Origin of the sequence: Adhaeribacter terrigena, from assembly GCF_016623615.1 — a bacterium.
GTDB classification, from domain to species: Bacteria; Bacteroidota; Bacteroidia; order Cytophagales; family Hymenobacteraceae; genus Adhaeribacter_A; species Adhaeribacter_A terrigena.
In genome coordinates, this window is the sequence record NZ_JAEHFX010000008.1 from 131,968 (window position 1) to 147,113 (window position 15,146).

The 15,146-nt window shown below is 48.7% G+C and carries 11 protein-coding genes; 5 read left to right on the forward strand and 6 right to left on the reverse strand.

Going from position 1 to position 15,146, the window contains the following annotated elements:
* Positions 1-63: 63 nt before the first annotated feature.
* A complete protein-coding gene (locus I5M27_RS14945) occupies positions 64-582 on the reverse strand; it encodes a hypothetical protein (protein ID WP_200507132.1) in 519 nt (172 codons plus the stop codon).
* 127 nt (positions 583-709) lie between these two features.
* Positions 710-1,966, reverse strand: a complete 1,257-nt coding sequence (locus tag I5M27_RS14950; protein ID WP_200507133.1) for a ribonuclease D — start codon at positions 1,964-1,966, stop codon at positions 710-712.
* Between the two features lie 378 nt (positions 1,967-2,344).
* Between I5M27_RS14950 and I5M27_RS14955 the strand changes: the two genes are divergently transcribed.
* The 4 genes from I5M27_RS14955 to I5M27_RS14970 all read left to right on the forward strand — a co-directional run bounded on the left by I5M27_RS14955 (position 2,345) and on the right by I5M27_RS14970 (position 6,952).
* The gene (locus I5M27_RS14955) at positions 2,345-3,175 is read left to right on the forward strand and encodes an IS5 family transposase (RefSeq protein WP_200507134.1); all 831 of its coding nucleotides are present in this window, start codon (positions 2,345-2,347) and stop codon (positions 3,173-3,175) included.
* 613 nt (positions 3,176-3,788) lie between these two features.
* Positions 3,789-5,462, forward strand: a complete 1,674-nt coding sequence (gene pafA, locus I5M27_RS14960; RefSeq protein ID WP_200507135.1) for an alkaline phosphatase PafA — start codon at positions 3,789-3,791, stop codon at positions 5,460-5,462.
* Positions 5,463-5,616: 154 nt separating this feature from the next.
* Positions 5,617-6,183, forward strand: a complete 567-nt coding sequence (locus tag I5M27_RS14965) for an inorganic diphosphatase (RefSeq protein WP_200507136.1) — start codon at positions 5,617-5,619, stop codon at positions 6,181-6,183.
* A gap of 88 nt (positions 6,184-6,271) precedes the next feature.
* Entirely contained in the window at positions 6,272-6,952 is a 681-nt protein-coding gene (locus I5M27_RS14970; RefSeq protein WP_200507137.1) for a DUF6766 family protein, read from the forward strand.
* A 52-nt stretch (positions 6,953-7,004) separates the two neighbouring features.
* Here I5M27_RS14970 and I5M27_RS14975 read toward each other — a convergent pair whose 3' ends face one another.
* Complete coding sequence (locus tag I5M27_RS14975; protein ID WP_200507138.1) at positions 7,005-7,946, reverse strand: hypothetical protein; 942 nt, start codon at positions 7,944-7,946, stop codon at positions 7,005-7,007.
* Positions 7,947-7,994: 48 nt separating this feature from the next.
* On the opposite strand from I5M27_RS14975, the gene I5M27_RS14980 reads away from it, so the two are divergent.
* Entirely contained in the window at positions 7,995-8,837 is an 843-nt protein-coding gene (locus tag I5M27_RS14980; RefSeq protein ID WP_200507139.1) for a UbiA prenyltransferase family protein, read from the forward strand.
* Positions 8,838-9,115: 278 nt separating this feature from the next.
* On the opposite strand, the gene I5M27_RS14985 is transcribed toward I5M27_RS14980, so the two are convergent.
* From I5M27_RS14985 to I5M27_RS14995, 3 genes are all read right to left on the reverse strand, one after another.
* Positions 9,116-10,630 carry an NAD(P)H-hydrate dehydratase gene (locus I5M27_RS14985; RefSeq protein WP_200507140.1) on the reverse strand — a complete coding sequence of 505 codons (1,515 nt, stop codon included), beginning with the start codon at positions 10,628-10,630 and terminating at the stop codon, positions 9,116-9,118.
* 291 nt (positions 10,631-10,921) lie between these two features.
* A complete protein-coding gene (locus I5M27_RS14990; RefSeq protein WP_200507141.1) occupies positions 10,922-13,351 on the reverse strand; it encodes a DUF5686 and carboxypeptidase-like regulatory domain-containing protein in 2,430 nt (809 codons plus the stop codon).
* A gap of 546 nt (positions 13,352-13,897) precedes the next feature.
* Entirely contained in the window at positions 13,898-15,109 is a 1,212-nt protein-coding gene (locus I5M27_RS14995) for an NADH-quinone oxidoreductase subunit D (protein WP_317193605.1), read from the reverse strand.
* Between the last annotated feature and the right edge of the window lie 37 nt (positions 15,110-15,146).

The window sequence follows — 15,146 nt, forward strand, 5'->3', positions numbered from 1 at the left end:
TCAGGCTTTTTCAGGCGAAAAGCATAGCGTTTTCCGAAGATTAAACCCGGCAATCTCTCAACCTTACTGCTTCACCGCCACTTTATCCGAAGCCTGTACCGGTAAATTCTTTGGTACGAACTGGATAAAATGCTCCATGATTTTTTCGGGGAAGAAAATGGCGTGGGTGGGTAAAAAGCCGATCTCGTACACCAGGCCGGAAGCGGCGTGGCGGATGTAAAGCGGCGTGGTAGACCAAACCGTAGGCTGGCTGTAAAGCTTTCCGGGCTCAAAAATATAAGCGTTGTCAGCGGAAAAAGCTGGCAAGTCGTTTTTAGAAACAAGCCGGAATCGGGAAGGATATTTCGCTTTGGCTACAGCCGCGATCTGCTGGTTGGCCTGAACGCTTTGGGCTTGCAGCGGAGTGAGCTGGCGGTAAATGCTTTCGTGGCTTTTGGCATCGGCCGGAATCAGGTCCGACGGTTCGTAAGCCACGATCAGCAGTTCGTAACTGGTAAAATCTTCGGGAAGGCCTTTAAGAGTCTGCGCGCGCAAAGGCAGGCAGCTTAAAGCTAAAACGATAACAAGCAGAAACTTATTCAACGGAAGTAGTAATAATCGGCGTAGTAAAAGGAAAGCAATTCCAGAAGGCGTTAGCTGCAAGAATTGTTCCCTTATTTACGGATAAGTTACTGAAACGGTATGGTTTTAACTAATAAAAGTGGCGGAATTAATACAAAGAGAAGCTGATCAGGGAATAATCGAGGTGGTGCGTTTCGCAGGTTTCTTTTATTAATTGGTCCTGCCAGTTTTTTAGCGCTTTTCTGGTGCCCAAATCCGCCACTTCTGGCTGAATTTTTTCCGATAAAAATAAATTCGTAATGGGGAGCCCGTGGGTTTCGGCGAGCAGTTTTTTGAGCTGCGCCAGTACCGTTTTGCGTTCTTCGCGGAGCCAGGCTTTATAATCTACCATGCTGTGCTCAAAGGCCCGGATGCGGTTCTCGTATTCGCGGTAGGGCAGGGCCGGTACCGGCATTTCGGCGGCGGTAAGTTTGCTTAATTGCTGCACGCTGGCTTCGCGGCGCAGACTCGGATGGATGCCGCGGTAGGTGTCCCATTTTTCCAGCGTTTTTTCGGGTTGCCGCACCAGTTCACACAGCACATCGTTGGGGAAAAGCTGGTAGGGCGGTTTGTTCATTTTCTTCGCCAGGTTCTCGCGGAAATACCACACCTCGGCAAAACGCGGATACAAATGAGAGTAGATCCGGTTTTTCTGCGCCAGCTTTAAATACGGTTTCGGGTCGGGGGTGTAGCGGATCTTTTCCAGCGATTTACATTCTTCTACCGCCCATTCCCAGCGACCGGCAGCTTCCAGTTCCAGTTTCATGGCATGAGCCGCCTGGTGCAGGTAGATCACATCTTTGGCCGCGTACAATATCTGCGAATCGGAAAGCGGGCGGGAGATCCAGTTGCTGGATTGTTCGCCTTTTTCCATGTCCACATCCAGGTAGGTTTTGATCAGGTTTTTAAGCGAAATGCTGTTTTCGGAATGCCCGAGCATGCGGTAAAGAATGCTGGTGTCGAGCACGTTCTTCATCTGGCAGCCATAGAGTTCGCTCAAAACCATGAGGTCGTTCCAGGAACTGTGGAAGATCTTTACCAAATGGTCGTTCTCGAAAATGCGCAGCAGCGGTTCGATATTTTCTAAGGAAACGGCGTCGATTATAAAAACCGTTTCACCATCGAAAACCTGCACCAAGCTTAACGTACGGCCATAAAAATAGCGCATGTCGTCAAACTCGAGGTCGAAGGCCAGTTCGGTATGTTTGCTTAAAATCTCGTAGGCTTCCTGCAGGTCTTCCTGGGTGGCAATGATCCTAATCGGGAAATCGGTATCGTTATGGCCGGAAAAAGTACCGGAAGCGGAAGGAGTTGCGTGCAGTTTATTTTGATGCGCGGCGGAAAAAAAGTCGCCTAATTGGGTCATAAGGTATGCTATTAATGCCTTAAAGTTAAGAAGTTTTACGGGTTTTGTTTTGGTGTTGCGATTTTTCTGGGTAAAAGGCGGTTTTTTGACTGCGGATGAAAGAGGTTTTGGGATTTTGAGGAGTTTTTTTAACTGAAAGCATAGCGTTTTTTTGTCGTCCCAACTCTTTTTGTCATTCCGATGTTAAGAGGGATCTATTTAAGCTGATAATAAAGCTTGCTTTTGAGTTTTTTAGCCTGTAAGGATACCGTTTTCATAGCAGGCTTCAATTCTTAATTCTTAATTTTTAATTATTGAACCTGTTTAGTAAAGAAAAAAAGAACCTCCAAAGTGCTACTTGGTAAAAGTGTTTGCAAAGACGCTTAAACCCTTACAGCCATGGAAGTTCTCATCAGTGAAGATAGCATAAACCGGTTAATAATCCCTCACTTAAGTTCAGGAAAAAGAGAGGGCAAGTTCAAAGTTTTAAAATCAGCCATTGTCAAAGCTGTTTTATTTAAACTAAAGACTGGCTGCCAATGGCGGCAATTACCGGTAGAGTCATTTTTTAAAGCTTATCAATTAAGCTGGCAGGGAGTTTATTATCACTTTCGGAAATGGTCCGCTGATGGCTCCTGGCGGAAGGTTTGGATCGCGCTGCTGGCTCAGCACCGGCAGTTGCTGGATCTGTCATCGGTGCACCTGGATGGCAGCCACAGTATTGCCCATAATGGTGGAGAGGCAGTCGGTTATCAGAAAAGAAAGGCTGCAAACAGCTCTAACAGCTTGTTTCTGGCCGATAATCAGGGGCTCATGCTCAGCTGCTCGAGCCCTGTCAGCGGCCAGCATCATGACCTGTTCCAGATCCGGCAACTCTTCGAAGAGTTGCTTGCGCTGCTAAAAGAGGCGGGAATTGAAACGGCTGGTCTGTTCCTTAATGCCGATGCAGGATTTGATAGCAAAGTGTTTAGAAGCGCCTGTGAAGAACAAGAAATAGAAGCTAATATTCCTTACAATGCCAGAAACAAAGCTTTGCCAGAGCAACAATATTATTTTGATGAGCTGCTTTATAAAAGAAGGATCGTTATTGAACAGGCTAATGCCTGGCTAGATGCCTTTAAAGCCCTGCTCATTCGATATGAAGTTAAAGCCCTGCACTGGCTTTGCCTGCATTTTATCGCTTTCTCAGTGCAGCTTATTCGTAAATTGAATAAAATTAAACTTTACTAAACAGGTTCATTAATTAAACTTTCTCCCTCAAGCCGGGTGGCTTCGTTTCTGCGTTCGCGGCTGCAACCTTACCTGCCCTAGCGGGCTGGCTAAAGCCACCGTTAAGCTTGGAGGCCGCTCTCACAGAAACTGGTGTCTGTTTCCTTCGTAGCTCGCTTCTTTTTAGTTTAGTTTTCTGGATGTCGTGATTTTCAGGAAACGCTGCGCTGGCGATATCGTGAAGGGATAAAGTGAAAGTGCGTCCACTAAGAATGCACCTACCGGTAAATTCCATTTTTTGATTCTGATAATTCTTGAATTGGCTACGCCGAACTTTGATTCTGTAAATTCTGATTCTGATAAAATCCTTAAATCCCCTAATCTGATAAATCCAAATTGGCTTCGCCGAACTACGTTTCAGACAGAAATCCTGTCTATCCCATAAATCCTTAAAATCGTGTTCAGACAAACTTCATGGCCATCTGCTTCAGTTGACGGTATTTAAGCCTCCTCTAAATTATGGGAGGGTTGGGGCAATTTAAGAATTCATTAATTCCGCTTGCCGTTTTGCCTCGGTTCGAAGGGAACTGCTTTTTGGTTTGTATCTTTGCGGTTACAAGTTTCTGAATAGCTTATGAAGTTCCGTGTTTCTTTCTGTCGTTTTCCGGCTGTCTGGCTTTTAGTTTTTCTAACGCAAACCCTACCGTTTTTTGCTTCCGCCAAACCAAAATCTAAACCTTTAGACCGTCCGAAACTGGTAGTAGGCCTGGTAGTAGACCAGATGCGTTACGATTTTCTGTACCGGTACTGGGATCAGTATTCTGAGGGCGGTTTTAAACGCTTGCTGAAAGAAGGCTACAGCTTTGAAAATACACAATACAATTACGTGCCCACGCACACCGGTCCCGGCCACGCTTCTATTTATACCGGCACCACGCCTGCCACGCATGGCATTGTGGGCAACGACTGGTTCGATTGCGAAACCGGCCTGAACATGTACTGCACTCAGGACGATGCCGCCGGCACCATTGGCAGCACTTCGGTTTGGGGCAAGATGTCGCCGGGAAATTTAAAAGCCAGCACCATTACCGACGAACTGCGGCTGGCTACCAACCTGCGTTCCAAAGTAATTGGCGTGTGTTTGAAAGACCGCGGTTCCATTCTACCAGCCGGCCACATGCCTACGGCCGCTTATTGGTACGACGGCTCTATTGGCGGCTGGATCACGAGCACGTATTACACGCAAAAATTACCCGATTGGGTAGAAGCGTATAACGCCAAAAAGCCCGCCGAAAAATATCTGACGCAGCCCTGGAATACGCTTTTACCCCTAAACGAATACACGCAAAGCACGCCCGACGATAACGAATTCGAAAACCCTTTCAAGGGAGCTTCGCGGCCGGTATTTCCGCATAATTTACCCGCTTTGCGCAACGGCACTTCCGATATTCTGCGCAATACGCCCTTTGGCAACACCTTTACCAAAGAATTCGGCATGGAAGTGATCAGGCAGGAAAAAATGGGCCAAAGCGGTTTTACTGATTTCCTGGCGATGAGCTTTTCTTCCACCGATTATATTGGTCACCAGTTCGGACCGAATTCTGTGGAAACCCAGGATACGTATCTGCGCCTGGATAAAGATATTGCTGAATTCCTGACGTTTCTGGACAAGCAGGTCGGCAAGAAAAACGTGCTGGTATTCTTAACTGCCGACCATGGCGTGAACCACGTGCAGAATTTCCTGAGCAGCCTGAAAATGCCGGGCGGCAGCAATTCGCCGGTGGCTTTGCAAGATTCCCTGGAAAAGCATTTGCAAAAGGAATTCGGCCCCGGAAAATGGATCAGCGCTTACGATAACCAGCAGGTTTATTTAAACCGGAATTTTATTCAAAGCAAAAAGATCGCTTTGCGCGACGTGCAGCAGAAAACGGTAGCGTTTTTACAGAAAAATTCAGCCATTGCCAAAGTAATTACCGCCGAAGAACTTCGCATAACCCAATGGCACGAAGGTTTGCTGGGCATGATGCAGCGCGGCTTTAATCCGCAACGTTCCGGCGATGTGCTGGTGGCTTACCACCCGGGCTGGCTGGAAGGTTATGGTGGACCGAGCCGCAAAGGTACCAGCCATGGTACCGCCGGCCGCTACGATACGCACGTGCCGCTTATTTTTTATGGCTGGAACGTGAAAAAAGGGCAGAGCAACGAAGAAGTTTACATCACTGATATTGCTCCTACGCTCGCGCAATGGCTTAAAATTCAGGAACCAAGCGGTTGTATTGGTAAACCCTTGCAGCATAAGATGAAATAATTGTATCTTTGCGGCCGTTTCTTTCAGAAAAAGGGCTAAAATGCGTAATTTTCAGCGTTTTAAAGGCCCGATTTTGAACCGGGAACAAATGAATTCGGTTTACAAGGCCGCAAAAGCAGTAATTGAATCTTATAAAATAGTTTTTTTAGCGTAGATGGAACACTTTAACCCATGGCATGCAGTACCTTACGGCGAAGAAGCGCCGCAGCAGGTTACCGCCATCATTGAAATTCAGAAAAAATCGAAAGGCAAATACGAACTCGACAAAGAAACCGGCATGCTGAAACTAGACCGCGTGTTGTTTTCTTCCATGCATTACCCGGCTAACTACGGCTTTATTCCGCAAACCTACTGCGACGATAACGACCCGCTCGATATCCTGGTGATCTGCTCGATCGATATCCGCCCGATGACCCTGGTAGAAGCCAAAGTGATTGGGGTGATGCAGATGATAGACAACAACGAGGAAGACGACAAGATCATTGCCGTTGCTGCCCACGATATGTCAGTAAACCACATCAACGATATTTCTGAATTGCCGCCGCACACCTTATTGGAAATGCGCCGTTTCTTCGAAGATTATAAGAAACTCGAAAACAAAGAAGTAATTGTAGAGAATTTCCTGGGCCGTGAAGCCGCTTACGAAATTGTGCAGCGCAGCATCGAGCTTTACAAAGAAACCTTCCCGAAAGCGGAAGCGGCGGTAACCGCAGAAAAGTAATATCTCTTTATTCCGATATTTATATCAGGAAATTTAACGGCTTTGATTGGCTTGCGTATCTACTGCAAAACCAACCAAAGCCGTTTTTATGTTAAAGCACCCTCCAAAATCAAAGTTCCTTCGGTTTTTATATGAGAACAGCCTTTCGCTGGTTGTAACGTTTTTTATGCTGGCTACCATCGTTGGGCAGGCTTTTACCGGCTGGGATGTGTATAACCAGGAACTGGAAGAAATGGACCTGGCACCCCTGAGCTTGCTGCAATACCTGGGTTCCGGGCATTTTATAGAAGCCATTTTCGAGAACTGGGAAAGTGAATTCCTGCAAATGGGCCTCTACGTAATGCTTACCATCTGGCTGCGGCAAAAAGGCTCTTCCGAATCGAAACAACTCTACGAAAAAGAAGACGTGGACCGCGAGCCGCAACCTAAAAAAGATGCGCCGCTGCCGGTCCGGATCGGGGGCTTTGCATTGGCGGTTTACAAGCATTCCCTGAGCATTGCTTTCTTCCTGCTGTTTTTCATCACGTTTTACCTGCATGCATTAGGAGGCGCCGAAGTTTACAATATAGAACAGGCCGATCAGGGCAAAGAAACCGTAACGGTGATGGGGTATATGGCTACTTCCCGGTTCTGGTTCGAATCGTTGCAGAACTGGCAAAGCGAGTTTTTAAGCATTGTGTCTATTGTGGTGTTCTCGATCTTCCTGCGCCAGCAAGGTTCGCCGGAATCTAAACCGGTAGATGCGCCGCATGATGAAACGGGCGAATAATTACCAGAAACGCAATACTTTTAAGGCCAAAAAGTATAGCGTTTTTTTATGCCTATTCCCGGCGTTTTTGTTTGAAATGGTTGAAGAACCAAAACAATATGCCGGCCAAAGCCAGCAAGCCCAACGGATAACCCAGCTCGCCCGGAATTTCTTTGGCAGCTGCCTTCAGGTCGGCTTGCAGCATGGTCAGTAATTCGGTTTGCGTTTGGGGCTGCAATTCCGGAAACTGCTTTTTTAAGGTTGCGGCCAGTTGCTTGCAATCCTGCAGCAGTTCTTTTTTTACATCTGCCGAAGCGTGGGTTAAAAATTTACGGTCGGGTATGATTTGCAGTTCCCAGGCAGTGTAGGCAGGCGTTTCGGAACGAAGTTGCGCCAAAGAAACACTGATCCAGGCGCTGTTGTTTTTTTGCAGGTGCAGTTGTTTGCGGTGCTGGGTAATTTCCAGGACTGGTTTCAACGTTTCCGGGTTTATGCGCAATGGCTTCAGCAGTGAATCTAAAACCGGCCGGTCTTTCTTGCGGATCAGTTTCAGCAGCGGATGCGTTGTAAAACCAGTTCCTTTATCGGGTTTGCGGTTGTGTCGGAAAACGACCAGCTGCCCGTTTGGGGCCGGTCCGTTTCCCGGAAAGATGCATTCGGTCCGGTCCTTTCTTCCTTCCCTCGAAATAATGAGCCGGCGCCGCAGCATCATGTTCTGTCGCAGCAGCGTTTGTTTGTCATCGTCGAAATAAAAGTCAGTTACCGTATCTTCTTCCGGCGGAAGTGCCGTGGCATAATTTTTTTCCAGGAAGCGCCAGAGAGTTTTAGTCTGTTTTTCGGGTACTAGAAAACGGTAGGTAAAATGCACAAAAAACTGCGTGCCCCGCTTGCTGCCGGTAACCTGTAAACCCAGAGCCGCCATTGCCATAAAAAGGAGCAGGCCAGCTACCAATATTCGTTTCCGGATAATTTGAGACAAAGCAGCGCGTTTAATTGTTTTGTAACTTTGAAGCATGGGCAGTAATTGCGTCGGTTTAAGGCGCCGGCCCGAAACCAGGCAGCCTTGAAAAAACTTACCGATTTTCTTTTTTACAGCAGCATTTTTATTTCGTTGTGCGGCCTGGCGCTCACCGCCGAAACCTACCTGGTTGCCCGTATACCGCTCGATTGGCGCGTGGGTTTTCTGATCTTTTTTGCTACCCTTTTTCTGTATAACCTCGATAGTTTGCTGCCTTATAAAACCGGCCAGCAGCATTTCCTTTCCGAACGTAAAAAATGGATCTTCGGCCACCGCAGACTTTTGCTGGGCCTGGCCGTTTTTTCCGGGATGATGGTGGTGGCTTTATACGCGCTGCTTTACCAACTGGTGCCGTTCTGGTTTTTTATTCCGTTTCTGGTAATTTCCATTTTTTACTCGCTGCCCGTGCTGCCTGCCGCCAAAGGCTTTATTCCGCTGCGCGACGTGCCTTTGCTGAAAGTTTTTCTGGTGGCGCTGGTGTGGTCGGGCTTAACGGTTTTGCTGCCGCTGCTGGTTTCCGGCGCCGAAATTGGCCTGGAAGAACTAAGCCGGTTTTTGCTGCGCCGTTTCCTGTTCATTTTTGCCTTAACGCTGCTTTTCGATATCCGCGATTTGCAGAAAGATAAACGCACGGGCACGGTTACTTTTCCGGGGGAATTCGGAGTGCCATTTGCTAAAATATTGTCGTTTTCGGCGCTGGCGTTTTTCATGCTTTTAACCCTTTTTCAGGAAACCGGAAACGAACGGATTGCCCTGGTTTTATCGGCAGTTTTAGCGGCCCTGGTGGTAGTGTTTTCCGAAGAAGACCGACCTGATTATTACTACGCCGGCCTGGCCGACGGCATGATGCTGCTGCAGTTTCTGCTGGTGTGGCTTTTTATGGTGTAGTTGGTTGAAGTTTCATTTCTGAGTTTTCGTAAGTCATCCCGAGCACAGCCGAGGAAATTCAAGCGTACTGCTATGGAATTCGAGCGTAGCAAGGAATTTCTATCTCCCAAAGTTTGAGATTAGCTTTCATGCGGGTTCGGTATGCGTTAGTTCCCTCGGCTGCGCTCGGGATGACCGGGTAATGTCTGACCAAATAGTATTTAAATAAAATTTGATGCGACTTGTTGGTGCAAATACTATAAGATCCGCGAAACCCATAAATCCCTAAATTCCGTGATTCAAGCCGTTTCTTCCAGCGTTTTAAAGGCTTTTCCCAGATTTTCAATGATATCTGAAGCAATTAAAGCAGTTTCGCCTTTTTCGTTTTTAGCAAAGTCGCCGGCCAGGCCGTGGATGTAAACCCCTAAAATGCAGGCGTCTTCGGCCGGGTAACCCTGGGCGCGCAACGCAGTAATGATGCCGGTCAGCACATCGCCGGAGCCGCCGGTGGCCATGCCGGGGTTGCCGGTAGAATTGAAAAAGTGGTTGCCCGAAGGCGTGCCGATGCAGGTATTTGCGCCTTTCAAAACCACGTAGCAGCGGTACTGCTGGCAGAATTCGCGCAGCCGCTTCAGCCGTTCAAAATCATCGGTAAAAGGCTGCGTGAGGCGTTCAAATTCTTTGGGATGGGGGGTTAAAATGGTTTCGGGCGGAAGCTTTGGCAGCAAGGATTTATCGGCGGCCAGCAGGTTGAGCGCATCGGCATCGAGCACCAATGGCACTTTTACTTTTTCGAGTAAATTCCCCAGCATTTTTTTGGTTTCTGCTGCCTGGCCAATGCCCGGACCAAGGCCAACGACCGCGTATTTTTCCAGTTCCGGGGGCAGCTCGGTAATTATTTTTTCGGAAGGATCGGCTAAAACCATGGCTTCGGGCGCAGCGGTTTGCATGATCTGGTAGCCGGCCCGCGGCAACGAAACGCTTACCAGGCCGGAGCCGCTGCGCAGGCAGGCCCGGGTGCTGAGAATGGCCGCGCCTATTTTGCCGTAACTGCCCACCAACAGCAACGAATGGCCAAAAGTACCTTTATGCCCGAATCTGGGGCGGGGTTTCCAGCGGCTTCTGGCACTTACCGAATCTACGTAGTAAAACGGGGAACGCAGGTTTTCTATAAAACCAATGTTGAGCCCAATGAGAACGCTGTGCATTTGCTGGCTGTAAACCTGGTTCTGGGGCAGCAGCAAGGCAAGTTTGGGGCTGGCAAAGGTTATGGTCTGGCTGGCTTTAATTACGGCGGCATCTTCCGGGGTGGCGCTATCGGCAAATAAGCCCGAAGGCAGGTCTATGCTGATGATCTCGGCGTGCAGGTTATTGAGAAAACGGATGGTTTCGGCGTAAAGCCCGGTAAGTGGCCGGTTCAGACCGGTACCGAAAAGGGCGTCGATGATCCGGGTTTTGGAAAGGTGCCGGTCTTCCAGCGGGGCCGTATGGTTGAAACGCACTACCGGAATTCGGGCCGGTAAACGCTTCAGGTTCAGTTTAAATTCTTCGGAAAAAACGCTATCGGTTTCGGGTATAAAAGTGCGGACAAGGTAATTGTGTTCGCTCAGCAAGCGGGCTACGGCCAGGCCATCGCCGCCATTGTTGCCGGGCCCGCAGAAAATGGCTACTTCTTTTTCGCGGCCGCAATGGTTAATAAACCAGTTGGTAAAAGCCTGGGCGGCGCGTTCCATCAAAGCGCCGGGAGCCAGGTTTTCATGCGAAATGGTAAAGGTATCTGCTTCGCGCAGCTGGGCCGACGATAAGATCTTCATGCCGTAGTTTTTTGTTTAAAGGTAAAATTTCCTGGCCGAAAACGGTAGGCTTTTTAACGAAAAAACTACGGCGGCCGCCGCATAAATAAATGGCATTTGAAAACACTTTGAAAAACCGGAAGCTAAAAATTTGCAAGTCGTATGCCACAGACCACGGCGAAGTGTCAAAAAAGTCCCCCTTTGGAGGGGGTAGGGGGAGGACCAAACATTTCTGAGCTTTTTTTAACTCAAATAAAAAATCCTCCCCCTACCCCCTCCAAAGGGAGACGATGCATATCTTATTCGCAATTGTTATAAGGTAAACCCGATCACGAGTTTCAGCGACAGGTTATCTTCGAAAGCGGGCAATTGATAGGCGCCGTAGCGGTAAAAGGCGCCCAGGCCAAGCGAACTGAAATTCATTTTAACCAGGTCGTTTACCAGCAAGCCCGATTCGTAAAAGCCTTTTTCCATGGTTTTGAAGGCAATATTGCGGTGCTTTTCCGGCGCTTTCAAGCTCCCGAAACCCACGTTCGTAACCACGGCCAGTTTCGGGCTGAAGTTTTTGGATTTGTAGAGCAGGCTGGCAAAATTATGACGCACGTACAAAGCCGCATACCGGTCCGATAAAAATTCTTCCGGCAGCATGGTCTGGAAACCTTCCGAGGTGTATAAATGCAGTTTTCGTTCTTCAGCGCCGTTGCCGTTAAACAAATTCGGGTAGGGAATATTGCCTTTGGCCAGCCCCCCGGCCAAAACCAGCGAAGTAGTACCCAGGGCTTTATGTTTGAGGTTTTTTTCCACGCGGGCACTGTATTTATGGTAAGCAAACTGGCCGTTCATCAGCTCATCCAGGCCCTGACGGTACTGGAACCAGACGATAGGGTAATTGGTACCCATCGGAATGAGGTTGTTGAACATTTCCATGAGTTGCTCGCGGAATGCGTAGCGGAAACCAACAACCGCCTCGGTAAACCGGAAATCGGTGCGGAAATTATCTTTGGAAACTTCGTAGGCGTAACCGTTGGTGGGCCGTTTATGTTCTTCCAGCAGGCCGGCTTGCACATCCATGTACTTCAGCACGCGGGCCGAAAGGAAAACGCTCTGGTGGGTAACTTTATCCATGTTCCGGATCACGAGGTGGCGCAGGTTATTACCCAGCAGCGGTGCGTTATAAAAGGGCAGAATTGTTCCGCCGCTTTCGGCAATATCTTCGGAATGGGTAAGGGTCAGTTTTAAACCCGATGGCCGGTAAAGGTTGAAAGCCAGGTCGCCGCCGTATTTCCAGGCCTTATCTTTTACGCCGTAGCCGGCATAACCGCCCAAGGTAAAAAAGCGCGAAACCCGCTCGTTGGTATGCAAGCCCAGGCCTAAACGGAACCTTTCGTAGCGGTTCAGGCGGTAAATGCGGTCCAGGTCTACAGAAACCGGGCCGAAAGGCACTTTCTTCGAATACAAAGCCTCAAAGAGGCGGAAACGCGCATCCATTTTAAATTCCCGGCCCAGGCTATCGAGTTTGTGGTAGGTGTTGCGTTCCTGGAAACTGAGGCTGTCGGGGCGGTGCTGGTTCCAGAAAGCGTCCGTTTTCCGGGCGGCATCGTCCTGCATTTTTATGGTAACGGCTTTAAATTCGCGGCGCTTCAGCTCGGGCTTTAAATTGATCTGCGTGTAATAGCTGCGGCTGTAAGCCACCGGTTTATGGCCATGATTCAGCAGCGTTTTGAAATCGTAATCGGTGTGCACCTGCACCGGAAACCAGGTCTGGCCGATCTTTTCGTAATGCTGCTGCAACCGCACGCTCTGGTTGCTTTCTTCCGCCGATTGGGCAATGATATTGGCCACCGCCCAGCCGTCTGAGCTGATGTGGAGCTGCCCTTTCAGGCCTTCGAAATTTTTACCGGGAAGCGGCTGGTAAGAAATAATGAAAACCGTGTCGCCGTGGTGGTAGGTGGTGTCTTCGAGCTGGAAATCGTATTTTCTGGTGCTGCCTTCGCTTAAGGGGCCTAAATAAGATTTGCCGAAGAACGTAACCATATCCTGGTAAACCGAAAAATTCTTGCTATCGGTGGAAAGCAAAGCGAAAGTTGGGTTTTTCAGGCCCGAAACGCGCGTGGCCAGCACGGTTTCCTTGTCGAGGTTTGGTTTTATAAAGGCGTGGTCGGCGATGCTTTCAGTCAGGAAAAGGTAATGCTTGGCGAAATACGCTTCCATTTCCAGCTTCGAAGAATCTTCGGCCGTGAGGATCGGTTTTACTTCCACCAGTTTGAAAGTATCTTTTTCGGCTTCTTTAATATCGTAGGTAATTACCGTTTTGGTGTAAACCCGGTAAGTAAATTCGGGAAGTTGGGCCGGGTCGTTGTTTTTGCGGTTGGCCGTAGCGCGTTTAATGATGCGGTGCGCCGGATTATAGCCCGCCCGAATCACCACTTCGCGCAGGTTATTGGCCTGGGGTTTCATTTTTAGAGCCAGCGGCTGGTTTACCGAATCGGAAAGCTGCAGGTGCAGCAGTTCGTAACCCAGGTAACTGAAGGTGAGTTGGCGCAGTTTTTCTTTGCTTTTAACTTCAAATTTGCCGTTTATATCGGAAGTAGTGCCGTTCGGACCTTCGTTTATCAAAATACTTACAAAAGGCAGTGCTTCGTTGGTTTGGGCGTCGCGTACGGTGCCTTTGAGCAAATGCTGCGCCTGCCCCCAGCCCGAAAACCCCAGAACCAATAACAGGCAGCCAATAATATTTTTCATAGTGATAAAAGCAAAGAAGCGTGTCAGTTTCCAGATGCAAATAATGCCCGGAAGGTTGTCCGTCTTATACAATGCTAAAGAAAATTCCGGCGAGAAACCGAAGAGCTTGGTAAAAGGAATTGAAGCTTTAGGGAAAGGGTAGGAGAATGGGGTGAAAAACTCGGGAGGGCAGGAATTAAACCAGCAGTGTAGGGTTTAAATCATGCGCCGCCAACTTAAGGAAATGTATTTGGTTATGCTGACTTGGTTGAAGCGATCGAAGATTCAGTGGAGCTAAACTAGCTGCTACTTCAATAGGATTTTGAGCGACTGCACGATAAACAAAGTTCTGCGTAGCCAAATTTCCTGCAGGTTCGGTATGCGATAGTTCCCTCCCAAGGTCGGGATGACGCAATAATGTTTAAAAAGCGTATGTTTTGAACCCTACACTACTTCTAACTGCTGTAAAAACGCTATGCTTTTGAGCCCGAAAACTGCGGGTTACGCTTCAGAACATTCTTATCCGGAACCGGAATTAAAAAAACGCTATGGTTTTGGCTTAAAAAACTACCGGTCCAGCTCGCCCATCACAATATCTACCGAACCCACAATGGCGATCAGGTCGGCGATCATGCGCCCGCGGGAAATTTCGGGCAGAACCGATAAGTTGGAAAAACAACCTGAGCGGGCATGGCTGCGGAACGGAATATCGGTTTTGCCGGTAGCCCGGAAGTAAAAGCCCAGTTCGCCGCGCGGCGTTTCACCTCTAAAGTATAATTCCTGTTCGGCCGGCCGGATCTTTTTCGGGCACATTTCCTGCGGGTTAAAATCGGGCGAGCGTTTGTAGTCGGTGGTTAAGCGTTTCAGACATTGCTCAATAATTTTCACCGATTCATCGCATTCCAAGGCCCGCACTTCGGTTCTGTCCCAGCAATCGCCTACGGTGCCCATTTTGCCCGTGCCCACCGGAATATCGAATTCCAGTTCCGGGTAAACCGAATAACCATCCACCCGCCGCAGGTCATATTTCAAACCCGAACCGCGCAGCATGGGGCCGGTACAACCGTAATTAATGGCCACGTCCAACGGCAATACGCCCACGTTCGCGGTACGGTCTACAAAGATCTTGTTCTCGATCAAAAGCTGCTGAATTTCTACCAGTTTTGGTTTCAGATAAGTAATAAATTCCTGGCACTTTTCTTCGAAACCAACCGGCAGATCGTAATACAAGCCGCCCACCCAGATGTAATTGTACAGCATGCGCGCGCCGGTAACCCATTCCAGTAAGCGCTGAATGTGTTCGCGGTCGCGGAGGAGCCACAAAAACGGCGTAAAAGCCCCGATGTCGATGGCATAAGTGCCAATGGCTACAAAGTGCGAAGCTAATCTATTCAGCTCCGCTACCAATACCCGGATGTATTCTACCCGCTTGTGCAGTTGCCCGGTTAAGCCCAGCATTTTTTCCACGCCCATGCACCAAACGTGTTCCGAATTCATGGCCGCTAAATAATCCAAACGATCTACGTAGGGAATGCTTTGGTTGTAAGCCATGCTCTCGGCGTGCTTTTCGAAACACCGGTGCAGGTAACCAATATGCGGCACGACTTCCTTTACAATTTCGCCGTCGGTAAGGGTTTCCAGTCGCAAAACGCCGTGCATGCTCGGGTGCTGCGGACCCATGTTGATCAGCATTTCGCCGCTCTGCAAGGTGTTCACATCGTGCAGGTTCGGTTCGGCTTGTAAAAGGTAGGAGGTGTATTTAGATGTTACTTCGGGCACTTTTTAATTGTTAAATGGCTAAATTGTTAAATGGTTA

What these genes read in the sequence shown, in the direction of transcription:
- I5M27_RS14950 (WP_200507133.1), bottom strand. Translation starts at nt 1,966, where the DNA reads ATGACCCAATTAGGCGACTTTTTTTCCGCCGCGCATCAAAATAAACTG.
- I5M27_RS14955 (WP_200507134.1), top strand. Translation starts at nt 2,345, where the DNA reads ATGGAAGTTCTCATCAGTGAAGATAGCATAAACCGGTTAATAATCCCT.
- pafA (WP_200507135.1), top strand. Translation starts at nt 3,789, where the DNA reads ATGAAGTTCCGTGTTTCTTTCTGTCGTTTTCCGGCTGTCTGGCTTTTA.
- I5M27_RS14965 (WP_200507136.1), top strand. Translation starts at nt 5,617, where the DNA reads ATGGAACACTTTAACCCATGGCATGCAGTACCTTACGGCGAAGAAGCG.
- I5M27_RS14970 (WP_200507137.1), top strand. Translation starts at nt 6,272, where the DNA reads ATGTTAAAGCACCCTCCAAAATCAAAGTTCCTTCGGTTTTTATATGAG.
- I5M27_RS14975 (WP_200507138.1), bottom strand. Translation starts at nt 7,946, where the DNA reads ATGCTTCAAAGTTACAAAACAATTAAACGCGCTGCTTTGTCTCAAATT.
- I5M27_RS14985 (WP_200507140.1), bottom strand. Translation starts at nt 10,630, where the DNA reads ATGAAGATCTTATCGTCGGCCCAGCTGCGCGAAGCAGATACCTTTACC.
- I5M27_RS14990 (WP_200507141.1), bottom strand. Translation starts at nt 13,351, where the DNA reads ATGAAAAATATTATTGGCTGCCTGTTATTGGTTCTGGGGTTTTCGGGC.